15 protein-coding genes are annotated in these 15,414 nt (G+C 59.5%); 3 read left to right on the top strand and 12 right to left on the bottom strand.

From position 1 onward, the window contains the following. Positions 1-28: 28 nt before the first annotated feature. The 9 genes from msrQ to mrcB all read right to left on the bottom strand — a co-directional run bounded on the left by msrQ (position 29) and on the right by mrcB (position 9,855). Complete coding sequence (msrQ, locus tag HX815_RS13400) at positions 29-649, bottom strand: protein-methionine-sulfoxide reductase heme-binding subunit MsrQ (RefSeq protein ID WP_177028390.1); 621 nt, start codon at positions 647-649, stop codon at positions 29-31. Next, entirely contained in the window at positions 649-1,662 is a 1,014-nt protein-coding gene (msrP, locus tag HX815_RS13395) for a protein-methionine-sulfoxide reductase catalytic subunit MsrP (protein ID WP_003212121.1), read from the bottom strand. Before msrP ends, msrQ begins: the two co-directional genes overlap by 1 nt. 63 nt (positions 1,663-1,725) lie before the next feature. Continuing rightward, complete coding sequence (gene pssA, locus HX815_RS13390) at positions 1,726-2,583, bottom strand: CDP-diacylglycerol--serine O-phosphatidyltransferase (protein ID WP_003212123.1); 858 nt, start codon at positions 2,581-2,583, stop codon at positions 1,726-1,728. Between the two features lie 144 nt (positions 2,584-2,727). Next, the gene (gene ilvC, locus HX815_RS13385; protein ID WP_003212125.1) at positions 2,728-3,744 is read right to left on the bottom strand and encodes a ketol-acid reductoisomerase; all 1,017 of its coding nucleotides are present in this window, start codon (positions 3,742-3,744) and stop codon (positions 2,728-2,730) included. A gap of 50 nt (positions 3,745-3,794) precedes the next feature. Next, positions 3,795-4,286, bottom strand: a complete 492-nt coding sequence (gene ilvN / locus HX815_RS13380) for an acetolactate synthase small subunit (RefSeq protein WP_003176102.1) — start codon at positions 4,284-4,286, stop codon at positions 3,795-3,797. A gap of 2 nt (positions 4,287-4,288) precedes the next feature. Next, complete coding sequence (locus tag HX815_RS13375; RefSeq protein WP_008436892.1) at positions 4,289-6,013, bottom strand: acetolactate synthase 3 large subunit; 1,725 nt, start codon at positions 6,011-6,013, stop codon at positions 4,289-4,291. Positions 6,014-6,444: 431 nt separating this feature from the next. Further along, a complete protein-coding gene (locus HX815_RS13370) occupies positions 6,445-6,774 on the bottom strand; it encodes a YqcC family protein (protein WP_003212129.1) in 330 nt (109 codons plus the stop codon). Beyond that, entirely contained in the window at positions 6,774-7,514 is a 741-nt protein-coding gene (locus HX815_RS13365) for a M48 family metallopeptidase (RefSeq protein WP_008436887.1), read from the bottom strand. The genes HX815_RS13370 and HX815_RS13365 overlap by 1 nt, the downstream gene beginning before the upstream one ends. A 16-nt stretch (positions 7,515-7,530) precedes the next feature. Next, a complete protein-coding gene (gene mrcB, locus HX815_RS13360) occupies positions 7,531-9,855 on the bottom strand; it encodes a penicillin-binding protein 1B (protein WP_102604517.1) in 2,325 nt (774 codons plus the stop codon). Positions 9,856-9,973: 118 nt separating this feature from the next. Between mrcB and HX815_RS13355 the strand changes: the two genes are divergently transcribed. From HX815_RS13355 to HX815_RS13345, 3 genes are all read left to right on the top strand, one after another. After that, positions 9,974-11,530 (top strand): bifunctional aminoglycoside phosphotransferase/ATP-binding protein, encoded by a 1,557-nt coding sequence (locus tag HX815_RS13355; RefSeq protein ID WP_003212136.1) that lies wholly within the window; start codon positions 9,974-9,976, stop codon positions 11,528-11,530. A 94-nt stretch (positions 11,531-11,624) separates the two neighbouring features. Next, entirely contained in the window at positions 11,625-11,969 is a 345-nt protein-coding gene (locus HX815_RS13350) for a pentapeptide repeat-containing protein (RefSeq protein ID WP_177028389.1), read from the top strand. 200 nt (positions 11,970-12,169) lie between these two features. Beyond that, positions 12,170-12,442: a TfoX/Sxy family protein gene (locus HX815_RS13345; protein ID WP_003212140.1), complete on the top strand. Its 273-nt coding sequence runs from the start codon at positions 12,170-12,172 to the stop codon at positions 12,440-12,442. Between the two features lie 249 nt (positions 12,443-12,691). Here the strand turns inward: HX815_RS13345 and HX815_RS13340 are convergent, their stop codons facing one another. From HX815_RS13340 to HX815_RS13330, 3 genes are read right to left on the bottom strand one after another with little or no spacing between them, the layout of a single operon-like run. Continuing rightward, positions 12,692-13,459, bottom strand: coding sequence for a heme ABC transporter ATP-binding protein (locus HX815_RS13340; protein WP_003212142.1), 768 nt, complete (start codon positions 13,457-13,459; stop codon positions 12,692-12,694). Beyond that, positions 13,459-14,496: an iron ABC transporter permease gene (locus HX815_RS13335; RefSeq protein WP_003212144.1), complete on the bottom strand. Its 1,038-nt coding sequence runs from the start codon at positions 14,494-14,496 to the stop codon at positions 13,459-13,461. The genes HX815_RS13340 and HX815_RS13335 overlap by 1 nt, the downstream gene beginning before the upstream one ends. After that, positions 14,493-15,371: a hemin ABC transporter substrate-binding protein gene (locus tag HX815_RS13330; RefSeq protein ID WP_087693394.1), complete on the bottom strand. Its 879-nt coding sequence runs from the start codon at positions 15,369-15,371 to the stop codon at positions 14,493-14,495. The genes HX815_RS13335 and HX815_RS13330 overlap by 4 nt, the downstream gene beginning before the upstream one ends. Positions 15,372-15,414 lie beyond the last annotated feature (43 nt).

Here is a 15,414-nt window from a genome sequence, read left to right as displayed (position 1 = left end):
ACTTCCAGAATCTGCCGTCAAGGGTTAATTACGCTTTTGTTGCAGAAGATGGTTTTTTAGCAATAAGACGGGGAATTCGGCGCATCACCGGCGGTATACGCAGGACCAGAAGCAGCGCCCCTATAGATGCATAGATAGCCCACTCCTTGAGATCTGCCCGCACGATCCACAGCATATGCAGCATACCAAGCCCGAGAATCACGTAAACCAAACGATGCAGTTTCTTCCAGCGCACACCAAGGCGACGCTGGCTGTATCGGTTGGAGGTGACTGCCAGCACCAATAGAGAAAGGAATCCCAAGGTACCCACAATAATGTAAGGCCGCTTCCGTAGCTCAACCCCCAACTGCGACCAATCCAACCCAAGGATAAACACGCAGTAAGCAGCGAGATGCAAAACCACATAGGCAAAGCACCACAATCCCAGTTGCCGTCGCACGGCGATCCACCCCGCCCAACCACTGAGCTTCTGCAACGGTGTCATACCCAGGGTTATTAACAACAGAATCAAGGTGCCAAGCCCGAGCCGATCCATCAGCACCTTGCCCGGGTCAGGTCCCAGCGCAAAGCTCCAGGCCTCGTACAGCCAGAACAGCGGCCACACCGCCGCTGCTATAAAGACGCCGATGCGCCAGATCGGATAGCGCATCAATAGTTCTTCCGCAGATCGAGGCCCGTATAAAGAGAAGCGACTTCATCGGCGTAGCCGTTGAACATTTGTGTCTCACGCACATTGGGACTGAACAGCCCGCTGGGCAACCGCCGCTCCCGCGCCTGGGTCCAACGCGGATGGTCGACGGTAGGATTCACATTTGCGTAAAACCCATACTCACTCGCGGCAATACTTTGCCAGGTGGTTTTCGGCTGCTCGCTGACCAGGCTGATGCGTACGATCGACTTGACGCTCTTGAATCCGTACTTCCACGGCACCACCAACCGCAACGGCGCGCCGTTCTGGTTCGGCAGCTCCCGCCCATACATGCCCACCGCAAGGATCGCCAGGGGATTCATCGCCTCATCCAATCGCAGCCCTTCTACATAAGGCCAGTCGATCAAGGCGAAGTTGGACCGCTGCCCCGGCATGCTCTTGGGGTCCTGCAGGGTTTCAAAACGAATGTACTTGGCGTTCGAGGTCGGCTCGACGTGCTTGAGCAGTTCCGATATAGGGAACCCTATCCACGGAATGACCATCGACCAGGCCTCTACACAGCGCAGTCGATAGATTCGCTCTTCCAACTGATAGGGCTTCATGAAGTCTTCAAGCGCATAGCGCCCAGGTTTGGCGACCTCACCATCTATCACCACACTCCACGGCTCAGTCTTCAGAGACCCGGCATTGGCTGCAGGGTCGCCCTTATCCGTACCGAACTCATAGAAGTTGTTGTAGTGGGTTGCGTCCTTGAAAGGGGTGATGGCCTCGTCCTTGACGGTAATCGCCTGCCATTTGGTACCCGGGAGCTTTTCGGCAAACCAGCCAGGTGCATTGCCCGGCTCGACATCGGCATAACGTGCCGCATCATCCGCACTGGCCCAACGCGGCAGGCTGCTGGCAGCCAGGCCGGCAAGCGCACCACCGAGCAAGCTGCGGCGAGAGAAATAGAGGGATTCAGGCGTGACGTCCGATTCTTGGCAATCAGACGCTTTAGGAAACTTGATTAACATGGCAACTCCGCAGCTTTGGAGGACAGATGCACCAATAGACTGCGGAGTATGGGGGAAATTACATTAAGGCAACGTTTTGCGCTGACGAAGATGCAGCAAGTACTGCACCGGACCAGACGCGGCATAGACGAGGAAAGCCAACAGCAGGATTCGCGGCGGATCACTGAAGACCACGGCAAATACCAGCACCACTGCCAGGATGGCCACAAACGGCACGCGCCCCTTGAGGTCCAGCTCCTTGAAGCTGTTGTACTTGATGTTGCTGACCATCAGCATGCCGGCCGCCGCGACCATCAAGGCCACCAGGAACGACATCTTGGAACCCTGGATACCGTAGTCGCTGAATGCCCAGACAATACCGGCTACCACACCCGCCGCAGCCGGACTGGCCAAGCCAATGAAGTAGCGCTTGTCGGCAGTCCCCACCTGGGTATTAAAGCGCGCCAGACGCAATGCCGCGCCCGCCACATAGATGAAGGCAACCATCCAGCCAACCTTGCCCATATCACCCAGCGCCCAGGCAAATGCGAGCAACGCCGGCGCCACACCGAAGGCAACCATGTCCGACAGCGAGTCATACTCGGCGCCAAAGGCACTCTGGGTGTTGGTCATCCGCGCAACCCGGCCATCCAGGCCATCAAGGACCATGGCGACGAAGATCGCTATCGCGGCAAAACCAAAGTACTTGCTGGCCCCGGCCGCATCGCCGGCCGCCAACGCACTCTGGGCACTCATGGAATTGATGATGGAGTAGAACCCCGCGAACAGGTTCGCAGTGGTGAACAGATTGGGCAGAAGATAGATGCCACGATGCCGGACTTTACGGCCTTCAGCATCGTGCCCTTCTTCGACATGTTCATCGATCGGTAGCAGGCTTTCGGCGTCAGAGGCCTGGTTTGGCTCTTCGGGACGTTCGCTCATGGACTTTACCTTGCAACGGTGTGAAAAATTTCGACAGAAACTTGCGGCGAGTGTTCGCCCGCAAACGATGCAGCTTTATACCAGAACCTGCCCCGCAAACGAAAAAACGCGGCCTAAGCCGCGTTTTCCCTTGATCCGTACGACTTAGTTTTTGGCTTTGTCGACGATCTTGTTGGCACCGATCCACGGCATCATGGAGCGCAGTTGCTCGCCGATGATCTCGATACCGTGAGCGGCGTTGTTACGACGCTTGGCGGTCATCGAAGGGTAGCCGGTTGCACCTTCGCTGATGAACATTTTGGCGTATTCGCCGTCCTGAATACGTTTCAGGGCGTTGCGCATGGCCTGACGGGACTCGGCGTTGATCACTTCCGGGCCAGTCACGTACTCGCCGTATTCGGCGTTGTTGGAGATCGAGTAGTTCATGTTGGCGATACCGCCTTCGTACATGAGGTCAACGATCAGCTTCAGTTCGTGCAGGCATTCGAAGTAGGCCATTTCTGGCGCGTAGCCAGCTTCAACCAGGGTTTCGAAACCGGCTTTGACCAGCTCAACGGTACCGCCGCACAGAACGGCTTGTTCGCCGAACAGGTCGGTTTCAGTCTCGTCCTTGAAGGTGGTTTCGATGATGCCGGTACGACCGCCACCCACGCCAGCAGCGTAGGACAGTGCGACGTTCTTGGCGTTGCCCGAGGCGTCCTGGTAGATCGCGATCAGGTCAGGGATACCGCCGCCTTTGACGAACTCGGAGCGCACGGTGTGGCCCGGTGCTTTCGGCGCGATCATGATCACGTCGAGGTCGGCGCGCGGCACAACCTGGTTGTAGTGGATCGCGAAGCCGTGGGAGAAGGCCAGGGTGGCGCCCTTCTTGATGTTCGGCTCGATCTCGTTCTTGTACAGCGCGGACTGGAACTCGTCCGGGGTCAGGATCATGACCAGGTCGGCAGCAGCAACAGCAGAAGCAACGTCAGTCACTTTCAGGCCGTGGGCTTCAGCCTTGGCAACAGTGGCCGAGCCTTTGCGCAGGCCAACGGTCACGTCAACGCCGGAATCTTTCAGGTTGCACGCTTGGGCGTGGCCCTGGGAACCGTAGCCGATGATGGCGACTTTTTTGCCCTGGATGATCGACAGGTCACAATCTTTATCGTAATAAACTTTCATGAGGTTCCTCTATATATCCAGGCCGTTTAAGGCCATTCGCTAAATTTGAGTTAGATGCTGAGTACTTTGTCGCCACGAGCAATCCCGGTGACGCCACTGCGTACAGTTTCCAGAATCGAGGCCGTCCCGATCGACTGGATGAAGCTGTCCAGCTTGTCGCTTGTACCGGTCAGTTGAACGGTATAAACGCTGGCGCTCACATCGACGATCTGCCCGCGATAAATGTCGGTAGTGCGCTTGATCTCGGCCCGTTGTGCCCCCGTAGCCTTGACCTTGACCAGCATCAGCTCACGCTCGATGTGGGCACTTTCCGACAAGTCGACCAGCTTGACCACTTCGATCAGCTTGTTGAGGTTCTTGGTGATCTGCTCGATCACCTCATCATGGCCAACGGTGGTCAACGTCAGACGCGACAAGGTCGGGTCTTCGGTCGGCGCCACCGTCAGGCTTTCGATGTTGTAGTTGCGTTGCGAAAACAGTCCGACCACACGTGACAGAGCGCCCGGTTCGTTCTCCAGAAGCAGGGAGATAATGTGCCGCATGATTAGGTACGCTCCGTCTTGTTCAGCCACATATCGCGCATGGAGCCGTCTTTGATCTGCATCGGGTAGACGTGCTCGCTGGTGTCGACCTGAATATCGAGGAACACCAGGCGGTCCTTCATGGCGAACGCCTCTTCCATCATCGGCTTCAAATCCTTCAGATCGGTGATGCGCATGCCGACATGGCCATAGGCTTCAACCAATTTGACGAAGTCAGGCAGAGACTCCATGTAGGAATGGGAGTGACGGCTGCCGTAGCTCATGTCCTGCCACTGGCGAACCATGCCCAGTACACCGTTGTTCAGGCAGACGATCTTCACCGGCAAGCCATATTGCAGGCAGGTCGACAGTTCCTGGATGTTCATCTGGATACTGCCTTCGCCGGTGACGCAAGCAACGTCGGTGTCCGGGAAGCTCAGCTTCACACCCATGGCCGCAGGGAAACCAAAGCCCATCGTGCCCAGGCCACCGGAGTTGATCCAGCGGTTAGGCTTGTCGAACTTGTAGTACTGCGCCGCGAACATCTGGTGCTGGCCCACGTCGGAGGTCACAAAGGCATCGCCCTTGGTCACTTCGCACAGGGTTTCGATCACGGTCTGTGGCTTGATGACGCTGCCATCACCCTTGTCGTAAGGGAACAGGCCGCGATCACCGCGCCACTCGTCGATCTGCTTCCACCAGCTGGCAACGGAATCCTTGTTCGGGGCTTCGCCGATTTCCTTCAGCGCAGCGACCATTTCGGTCAGCACGCTTTCCACAGGACCAACGATAGGCACGTCGGCCTTGATGGTCTTGGAGATGGATGCCGGGTCGATATCGATGTGGATGATCTTGGCATTCGGGCAGAACTTGCTCGCGCCATTGATCACCCGGTCATCGAACCGCGCACCGACGGCGAGGATCACGTCAGCATGGTGCATGGCCAGGTTGGCGGTGTAGCTGCCGTGCATGCCGAGCATGCCGACGAACTGACGGTCCGAACCCGGGAACGCGCCAAGGCCCATCAAGGTGTTGGTGACTGGCAGGTTGAGCAGCTTGGCCAGTTCGGTCAGTGGTGCAGAACCGCCGCCCAGAATCACCCCACCACCCGAGTAGAGCACCGGACGCTTGGCCGCCAACAGCATTTCTGCCGCCTTGCGGATTTGCCCCGAGTGCCCGCGAACGGCCGGGCTGTAGGAGCGCAGCTTGGCTTTCTTCGGGAAGATGTATTCGAATTTTTCCGCCGGGTTGGTCATGTCTTTCGGGATATCGACCACTACAGGACCCGGGCGACCGGACTGTGCGAGGTAGAACGCCTTCTTCATGACTTCCGGGATTTCCGAGGCATGCTTGATCATGAAGCTGTGTTTCACGATCGGCCGGGAAATACCGATCATGTCGGTTTCCTGGAATGCATCGGTACCGACCATGGTGCTCGCCACCTGGCCAGAAATGATCACCATCGGGATGGAGTCCATATAGGCCGTCGCGATGCCGGTAATGGCATTGGTCGCGCCAGGGCCGGAAGTCACCAGTACCACACCGGCTTTACCGGTGGCACGGGCGTAACCGTCAGCCATATGGGTAGCAGCTTGTTCGTGGCGAACCAGGATGTGGGTAACAGCCGGTTCCTTGAACAGTGCGTCGTAGACATGCAGCAGAGCACCACCTGGGTACCCGTAGATATAGTCGACGCCTTCGTCACGCAAAAAGCGGACGAGCATCTCACCGCCAGATAAAAGCTCCACGTTGTTCACCTCTAAAACGCCAGAATACCGTCCGTTAAAAACCGACGGGTCTTAATAGGTTTACTTCTCAGCAGAGCATGAGCGACGGTGGTCGCCGACTACGTCAGCACTGACTGAGCAAGTATTGGGAGCGTCCCAAGTGTTGCGGGATTTTCCCACCCAGCGCGAGGTAACGCGTTGCGGGTGTAACAGGTCGGCGCGGGTATGCGCCTCATGATCTGCTGAGTGGGTCTGCTTCTGGCAGTCCCTCTACAGCGGACTTTGGATTCTTCTGTTTCAGCCCCTCCAAGTCAAGCAATAATTGCGCTTTTTTCCAACTAAGCGCATGAGAACGTAGAAGAAAGGGGCTTGATGAGGGATAAAACTCGCCTGAATGGCGCAAAGCGGTAGAAATATGCGCAAGACTGCCGGAAAAACCGGCAGCCAGGCAATTAACGAGCGTCGACGATCAGTTGATCGAACTTTTTCAGCGCAGTCCGCAGGCCAAGGCTCTCAAGTGGCCGATCGGCGTAAACCATCTCGGCCATCTCCAGAATCCCCGACGCATTGGGCAATGGCAGGTCCTGTTCGAGGATTTGCTTCATCCGTGTCAGGAAAATCCATTGCAGCCACTGGTGAAAGTCCAGTGTGTCGACGGAAAACGGCTCAACACTGCTCAAGGCTTCAGCACTGGGGGACACTTCGTCCCACCAGCCCTGCAAGCGCAGTTCACGCTCGATCAACAACAACTGTTCGGCAATTGCCGGAAAGCGTGCATCCATCAGAGGCTTACCTTGGCTTTTTGCCGAGCCTGGGCGGCGCCGGCAGCATCGCCTTGCTTCTCGCGGGCATCACCGATCAAGCTCCACAGGCTGGCCTGCAGGTCTGGACGGCCATTGGCCAGGGTCAGGCCGCGACGGGCAAATTGTTCTGCTTGCGGGGCATCGCCCTGGGCCATGCGAACCTGAGCCAGGCGGTATAGCACTTGCGGTTCACGCGGTGCCACGCGCTGGGCGCGCTCGAGGCTCGACGATGCGCCGTTCAAATCGCCACCCGACTGCTGCTGTTGGGCAGTGGTGAGCAACGCCAGCACCGGGCCATCCAACTGCTCATCGGCTGACAGACCGCCGGCACTGCTGGCGGAAGGAATTCCACTCGGCGTCGACGGCATGTTGTAGGTGCCCTGGTTGATCGGTGCCGTTTGAATCGGCGTGGCATCGATCGGGCCCGATGTACTTGGGCCTGGGGTCCATGGTTGAGTACTGATCGGAGCCGAGGTGGCAGCGCCGCCACCCGGGATCATCACCACTACACCAGAGTCCTGAGGCACGGCTTGCGCCTGGGGCCGGGCCTGGGCAGGGCGGTTGGTAACGGTTTGGCGGAAGCCGCCGTTGGCCGAGATCCGGTCGTTGTTGGACACCGTTGTACTGGAGTCCACCACCGGAATAGAGCCCCGCTCCACGCTGGCGCAACCACCGAGCAATGCCAAAACTGTAATAGCTGGAATCAACAACTTGTTCACGTGAAACCCTCTTTGCTTAATTCATCCAGCCCTTGACCCAATCCATCACCGATTCAGCACTGGCGGGCGCACTGGCTCCGCACGCTGCACCGGGTGGTGGCTCGCTGCCGCGAATATACGGCATCTGCACCGCGCCCGGACAGTTGGCATCGGAACCCTGGCCGGTGTGCGGATCGATCCAGGCCTGGACGATATTGTCCGGCTGCGGCATGTTCAGCGGCAGTGGATCGGCCTTTTTCATGAAGCTGGTCCATACCTGCAACGCGCCGGTGGCACCGGTAAACGGTGTCTTGCCGTTGTCATCACGCCCCAGCCAAACCACTGCCAGCAGGTCCTGGCTGAAACCTGCGAACCAGCTGTCCCGCGAATCGTTACTGGTACCGCTCTTGCCGGCCAGTGTCAGGTTGGCCGGCAGCACATTGTAGGCCGAGCGCCCGGTACCTTCGCGCATCACGCGCTGCATGGCGTTCTGGATCAGGTAGATCGAGGCCGGGTCAAAGCGTTGCTGAATCTGGAACGGATAACGCTTGAGCGGTTCGCCTTCGGCCGTCAACACGCTCCGGATCCCACGCATCGGCGTATTGAAACCACCGTTGGCCAGGGTCTGGTACATGGTCGCCACTTCCATCGGGCTCATCGCACCCGCACCCAACAGCATCGATGGGAACGCCGGGAACTCACGAGTGATGCCCAACCGGCCGAGCGTCTTGAGCACGTTCGGCACGCCCAGTTCAAGGCCGAGGCGGGAAGTCGAGATGTTGTAGGAATGCGCCAAGCCCTGGTACAGGAAAATCGTACCGTGGGAGCGACGATCAAAGTTATGCGGCGTCCACATCTGGCCATCAGCCCCTTTGACCGACAGCGGGTCATCGGACAGCCAACTGGTCAGCGTGTACTTGCTCGGTTTTTCCAGCGCGGTCAGGTACACCGCCGGCTTGACCAGCGAGCCAATCGGCCGCACCGCGTCCAGCGCCCGGTTGAACCCGGCAAAGCTGGCCTGGCGACTGCCGATCATGGCCTGGACTTCGCCGGTTTCCGGGTTGGTCACCACCATCGCAGCCTCGACGTCGTCAGAGCCTTTACGACCTGTCAGGCGTTTGAAGGTGTCATTGACCGACGCTTCGGCCTTCATCTGCAGGATCGGGTCGAAACTGGTGAAGATCCGCAGGCCTTCTTCGGTCAAGTCTTCGTCGCGGTAGTCTTCACGCAGTTGGCGTTTGACCAGGTCGATAAAGCCCGGGAAGGAGCTGTCGGCGAGCTTGCCGCGGGTGGTTACACCCAGTGGCATTTTCTTCGCGGCGGCCACTTGTTCAGGGGTGGCGACACCTTGCTGCTCAAGTACATCCAGCACCAGGTTACGGCGCTCCAGCGCCCGCTCCGGGTTGCGACGCGGGTTGTAGTAGGACGGCCCCTTGACCATGCCCACCAGCAGCGCCACCTGGTGCAACTTCAGCTCGGACAACGGCTGGCCGAAGAAGAACTGGCTGGCCAGACCAAAACCGTGGACGGCACGCTGACCGTCCTGGCCAACGAATACTTCATTGAGGTACGCCTCAAGAATTTCCTGCTTGCTGTAGTGCAGCTCCAGCAGCATCGCCATCATGGCTTCGGTCAGCTTGCGGGTCAGACTGCGCTCGTTGGTCAGGTAGAAGTTCTTGACCAATTGCTGTGTCAGCGTACTGCCGCCCTGGGTCATCTTGCCGCCCGAGGTGTTGACCCAGATGGCGCGCGCGATGGACTTCGGTGATACGCCCCAGTGGCTGTAGAAATCCCGGTCTTCGACGGCGATCAGAGTATCCAGCAGGTAAGGCGGCACCTGATCGATCTTGATCAGGATGCGGTCTTCCAGGTTTTTCGGATAAATCCCACCGATCATTAAGGGTTCCAGGCGCACCACCGGCAACTTCGAGCCGTTGAGCGAGGACAGTTCGGCTACGTAGTCGCCAGAGAAACGCACGCGCACCGGCTGGGGTTTTTCCAGGCCTTCATAGAACTGGAAGCCGCGGGTGTTCAGGTCAACCGTGTTGCCGCTGACGGCAGCGGCGCCGGGGCCATTGCTCACGGGTTCGCGGCGATAGCCCAGGGCATCGAGCTCGGTGAGGAAGTCATCCTTGCTCAGCTTCTGGCCGCTGAACAGTTCCAGCGGGCGCGCGTAGACCTTGGCCGGAATGGTCCAGCGCTTGCCGGAGAACTTCTCCTGGACCACGGCATCGAGGTAAACCGCGAAGCCGGCGATCACGACAAGCCCTACCAGGCTAAGCTTAAGCGCCCAGCCCAGCCAAGGGCGCAGGCCGCGGGAAGGAGGTTTTTTACGGGAACGGGGAGATCGGGTACGAGTCATGGCGGCGGATTATACGCACTTTATTGATGACCAACATGAGCCGGACAGCGGTTTGCACGACCGCCTGTAGGAGCCATAATGCCCGCCATGAATTTTCCCAGACTCTGAAGGATCGCCCGTGAGCCAGTCCCTGATTGCTGCCCTGCAAAACCCGGCCCTGTTTCCCCATCCGGTGGATCAGTTCCAAGTCATCGAGACCCATATTTCCTGGGTCCTGCTCACTGGGCCCTATGCTTACAAGATGAAGAAGCCGGTGAATTTCGGTTTCCTCGATTTCACCACCCTGCAAGCCCGCGGACACTTCTGCAATGAAGAGCTGCGCCTCAACCAGCGCCTGACCGATGATTTGTATCTTGAAGTGTTGCCGATCACCGGCAGCGCCGAGGCACCGCAGCTGGGCGGCGACGGTCCGGTGGTCGACTACATGCTGAAAATGCGCCAGTTCCCGCAAAGCCAACTGCTCAGCACTCTGCAGGCCAACGGCGAACTGACCAGCGCGCACATCGACGAAATGGCCAGGCAGATCGCGCATTTTCACCTGAATGCCCCGAAAGTCCCGGCCACTAACTCTGCTGGCACGCCGCACGATGTCATGGCACCGGTGCTGCAGAACTTCGAGCAGATCCGTCCGTTCCTCAGCGACAAGGCCGACCTGGCACAACTGGACGCCTTGCAGGCCTGGGCTGAAAGCAGTTTCGAGCGCCTCAAGCCACTGTTCGAACAACGCAAGCTCAACGGCTTCACCCGCGAATGCCACGGTGATATCCACCTGGGCAACGCCACGATGATTGATGGCCACGTGGTGATCTTCGACTGCATCGAGTTTAACGAGCCGTTCCGCTTCACCGACGTGTATGCCGACACCGGCTTTTTGGCGATGGACCTGGAAGACCGCGGCCTCAAGAGCCTGGCACGACGCTTCATCAGCCAATACCTGGAGCTGACCGGCGACTATCAAGGCCTGGAAGTACTGAACTTCTATAAAGCCTACCGCGCTCTGGTACGCGCGAAGATCGCGCTGTTCAGCATGCCTTCCGAGGCGGACGCGGTGCAGCGCGCTACCACCCTGCGCCAGTACCGCAACTACGCCAACCTGGCAGAAAGCTACAGCACCATCCCGTCGCGCTTCCTGGCCATCACCCATGGCGTATCGGCCGTTGGCAAAAGCCATGTATCCATGCGCCTCGTAGAAGCATTGGGGGCGATTCGCCTGCGTTCGGACGTAGAGCGCAAGCGCCTGTTCGGCGAGCAGAAGGTCGAGAACACGCCGCAGGCCGGGATCTACGCCGCAGACGCCAGCGCCGCGACCTACGCGCGCCTGAACGAAATCGCCGACACCGTACTGCGCGCCGGTTTCCCGGTGGTATTGGACGCGACCTTCCTCAAGCGAGAACAACGCGACGCGGCGGCCAAGATCGCCGAGGCCACCGGCGCGCCATTCCTGATCCTTGACTGCAATGCGCCACAGGCGGTAATCGCCGCTTGGCTGGCACAACGTCAGGCGGACAAGAACGACCCTTCCGACGCCACCCTGGCCATCATCGAAGAACAGCAGGCCACCCGTGACCCGCTCAGCGCCGAGGAGTTGCTGCTCAGCAAGCGCGTGGAGACCAATGAAAGCGGGACCCTGGACGCATTGGTGGCACATATTCGCCAGCGCCTGCCGGGGCTGTAAGAAATATTTCTTGGTCGTGAAGCCTTCAGGGGCTCACGGCCGAGAAATAGTGGCACTATAATGGCGCCATAATTCCAACACGGGAGTCGCCATTGTGAGCCAGCCGAAGCTACTTGATACCCCGCTGTACGCGCTTCTGCATAAAGATGATATCCGCAGCTTCAACCAGGAGCGTCCGAAAGACGGCACCATCGATATGCGCGGTGGCGACTTTCGCGGCCTGGACCTGCGCGACCTGAATGCCGAGGGCGTGGATTTCACCGACGCTTATTTCCGCTCCGCCGACTTGCGCGGCCTGGATTTGCGCGACTGCCCCCTGGAAGGCGCGAGCCTGGCGCACGCCCAGATCTCCGGCACTTATTTCCCCCCTGAGTTAAGCGCCGACGAGATCCTGATGTCCGTCAATTTCGGCACACGCCTGCGCTACCGCACACGCTAAACCGCTGCATCGCCTCCCGGCTACGCACAAGGCGTACCGGGGGCTTCACCCTTTCCTACGCTAAAACCCCCGCCTGCCTTAGAAGCTTTTAGGTCGTTGCCGACCAAAGAACTACGCTTTTCCTACTGAGCGCTACACTCCTTTCAGGCTTGCCTGGTCACGATACCCACCGAACCATTCGGCCGTCGCAAGGAGGCTTGATGAATGATGAGCTGCAACACCTGAAAAACCTTGGCAAGACGTCGGCGCAATGGCTGCATGCGGTGGGCATCCACAGTGCGTCCGACCTACGCCGCCTGGGGGCAGTCGACGCGTACCGTGCCGTACGCACCCGCGGTTTCAGGGCATCCAAAGTGTTGTTGTATGCCATTGAAGGCGCGCTGATGGATGTGCACTGGAATGACATTCCCGTTGAACGCAAGGAAGCTTTAAATCGTCAATTGGACGCTCTGACGGCACGCCAAAAGAATTGAGACGCCAACTTGCACCCGCGTTTACGGGGATTCCAAGCGGAAGTTTGAGGAAATTCGAAGAGGCCGCAAAAACAAATGTTGACTCTCAAATGAGAATCGTTATGATTATCACAACTGGTCGCGAGATCAGCCGATAACTGAAAGACCATTGGTTCGGACTCTCAGATTATCTCCTCATCAGGCTAATCACGGTTATTTGACCCGGCTCTTGCCGGGTCTTTTTTTGCCCATAAAAAACTGCGGCGATTTTCAGCGGGCAATGATCAACGGATGGCCGCGCTCCGGATGCGGCTGCACCAACACATCCAGCCCGAATACCGCCTTCAGCGGCTCAGGCCGCAGCACCTGTGCCGGTGTGTCCAACGCATGGGGCCGGCCATCCTCCAGCAACAGGATGCGATCACAGTAGCGCGCCGCCAGGTTCAGGTCGTGGAGGATCACCAGCACCGCCGCGCCACGGTCGGCAAATCGCCGGATCGCCTGCAAGGTGGTGTGCTGGTGCAGCGGGTCAAGCATTGACGTCGGCTCATCCAGCAACAAGGTCTGCCCCGCTTCACCCGGCCATAGCTGCGCCAGCACCCGTGCGAGGTGCACACGCTGCCGCTCGCCGCCCGACAACGCCAGATAGCTGCGCCCGCTCAAGTGGCCGACGTCGGCAGCCTGCAAGGCAGCATTGATGATTTCATCGTCACGCACCCGGCCCGTCTGATGAGGCAAGCGCCCCATGCCCACCACCTCTTCGACGCGAAAGGCAAAGTCCAGGGTCGAGGTCTGCGGCAACACCGCCAGCCGCTGGGCACGCTGCGCTCCGCCCCAGTCTTTCAACTCACGCTGATCCAGCCACACACGGCCTTGGTCGGGCTGCAACTCGCCGCATAACGCACCGAGCAATGTACTTTTTCCCGCGCCGTTGGGGCCCAATACGCCGAGCACTTCTCCTGGCAGCAGGTCCAGGGTGATGTCCGCCAGCACAGTTTTGCGCCCACGGCGGATCTGCAGGTCTTCTACTCGCAGCATCAGGCGCGCCCTCGTAACAACAGGTAGAGGAAAAACGGCGCACCGATAAACGCGGTAACAATGCCGATCGGTAATTCCGCCGGCGCCAAGGCCAGGCGCGCCACCAGATCGGCAAACAACAGCAAACTCGCCCCCGCCAGCACCGAGGCTGGCAGCAGCACCCGATGATCCGGCCCCGCCAGCAGGCGTACCAGATGCGGCACCACCAGCCCGACAAAGCCGATCATCCCCGCAGCCGCCACGGCCGCGCCCACGCCCAGCGCGGTGCAGAACACCAGTTCGCGCTTGAGGCCTTCAACATCAATGCCCAAGTGACTGGCTTCCGACTCACCCAGCAGGAGTGCATTCAGCGCCTTGGCCCGGCGCGGCAGCCACAGTGCTACGCCGGCGCTGACCAGCAGCAGCGGCCATAAGCGCGAGTAGCTGGCGCCATTCAGGCTGCCCAGGTTCCAGAACGTCAGGGTGCGCAAGGTAGCGTCATCTGCCAGGTAGGTGAACAGGCCCACCGCCGAACTGGCGAGCGCCGTCAGGGCGATACCCGCCAGCAACATGGTCGCGACGTTGGTTTGGCCGTTGCGCCGCCCCAGGCGATAGACCAGCGCTGTTACCCCCAAACCGCCGAGGAAGGCACACAACGACAGCAGATAAGGCCCGAGCGCATCCGGCAAACCGCCAAAAAACGAACCACCGACAATCGCAATCGCCGCGCCCAACGCCGCACCGCTGGAAACCCCGACCAACCCGGGATCAGCCAAGGGGTTGCGAAACAGCCCCTGCATTGCAACGCCGGAAAGCGCCAGAACCCCACCGACGGCCAATCCCAGCAACGTACGCGGCAGGCGAATCTGCCCGAGGATCAGCTCCGCCTGCTCCAGGCCTTGGGCCTCGATTGGCACACCCATCAAGCGTAAGGCTGCCCGCAGTGTGTCCATTAACGGCAGACTCACCGGCCCCAGGGCCAATGACAACCAGATCGCCAGTACACACAGCAGACTCAAGCCGATAAACAGGGTTCGCGGTTTAACCAGAGTGGTCATGGGGCGGTATTAGCCTGAGACGGATAGAACCCGGCAGACAGCTTCACCAGGCTTTGCGGCAAGCGTGGCCCAAGCCCACCCACCAGCAGCGTCGGGTCCAGTTCATAGACGCGTCCATTCTTGGCCGCTGGCGTCGAAGCCAGGATCGGGTTTTCCTTGAACAACGCGGCGCGGGCCGCATCCCCGGTCAAAGCGCGATCGGCAAACACCAGCACCTCAGGATTGAGCCCCGCCAGCGACTCTACGGAAAACGGCTTGTAACCATCGTGGGTCGCCAGGTTGTGGCCGCCGGCCTGCTGCAACATCCAGTCAGCCGCCGTGTCTTTGCCCGCAATCAGCGGTTTGCCGCCGGCATGTCCCAGCAGCAACAGCACTCCAGGCGCCTTTTGAGTGGCCTGGGCCTTGGCCACCCAGTTCTTTTGTTGGTCAAGTTGTTGCTGATAGTCACTGAACAGTTCTGCAGCCTTCGCTTCGTTACCCAGCAGCTTGCCCAAATGCTGAAGGTTGCCCTGCAGCGTCGGCAGATCCGGCTCGGCTGAAAACAGCTCCACTTTCACACCGGCATTGCGGATTTGCGCCAACACCGGTGGCGGCCCCATTTCCTCGGTGCCCACCAGGATTTGCGGGCGCAGGCTCAGAATGCCTTCCGCCGACAACTGACGCTGGTAACCAATGCTCGGCAACGCCTTGAGGGATTCCGGATGCTGGCTGGTGGTATCCACGCCCACCAGCTTTGACTCACCGCCCAGGGCCGTCACCCACTCCGACAACGCACCACCGGCGCTGACCCAGCGTTGTGGCAGTTCAGAGGCCTGGGCCCCAGCGTTGACCAGCAGTCCGACAACGAGCGCGATAGCACTGGCACTCAGGCGCATAAAAGGGTTTCCTTCCAAGGGGTGAGCCCGCTGAAACACTCGC

The sequence above is a fragment of the Pseudomonas sp. E6002 genome (genome assembly GCF_013385565.1).
GTDB lineage: Bacteria > Pseudomonadota > Gammaproteobacteria > Pseudomonadales > Pseudomonadaceae > Aquipseudomonas.
This window is presented reverse-complemented; position numbering and strand designations above follow the sequence as displayed.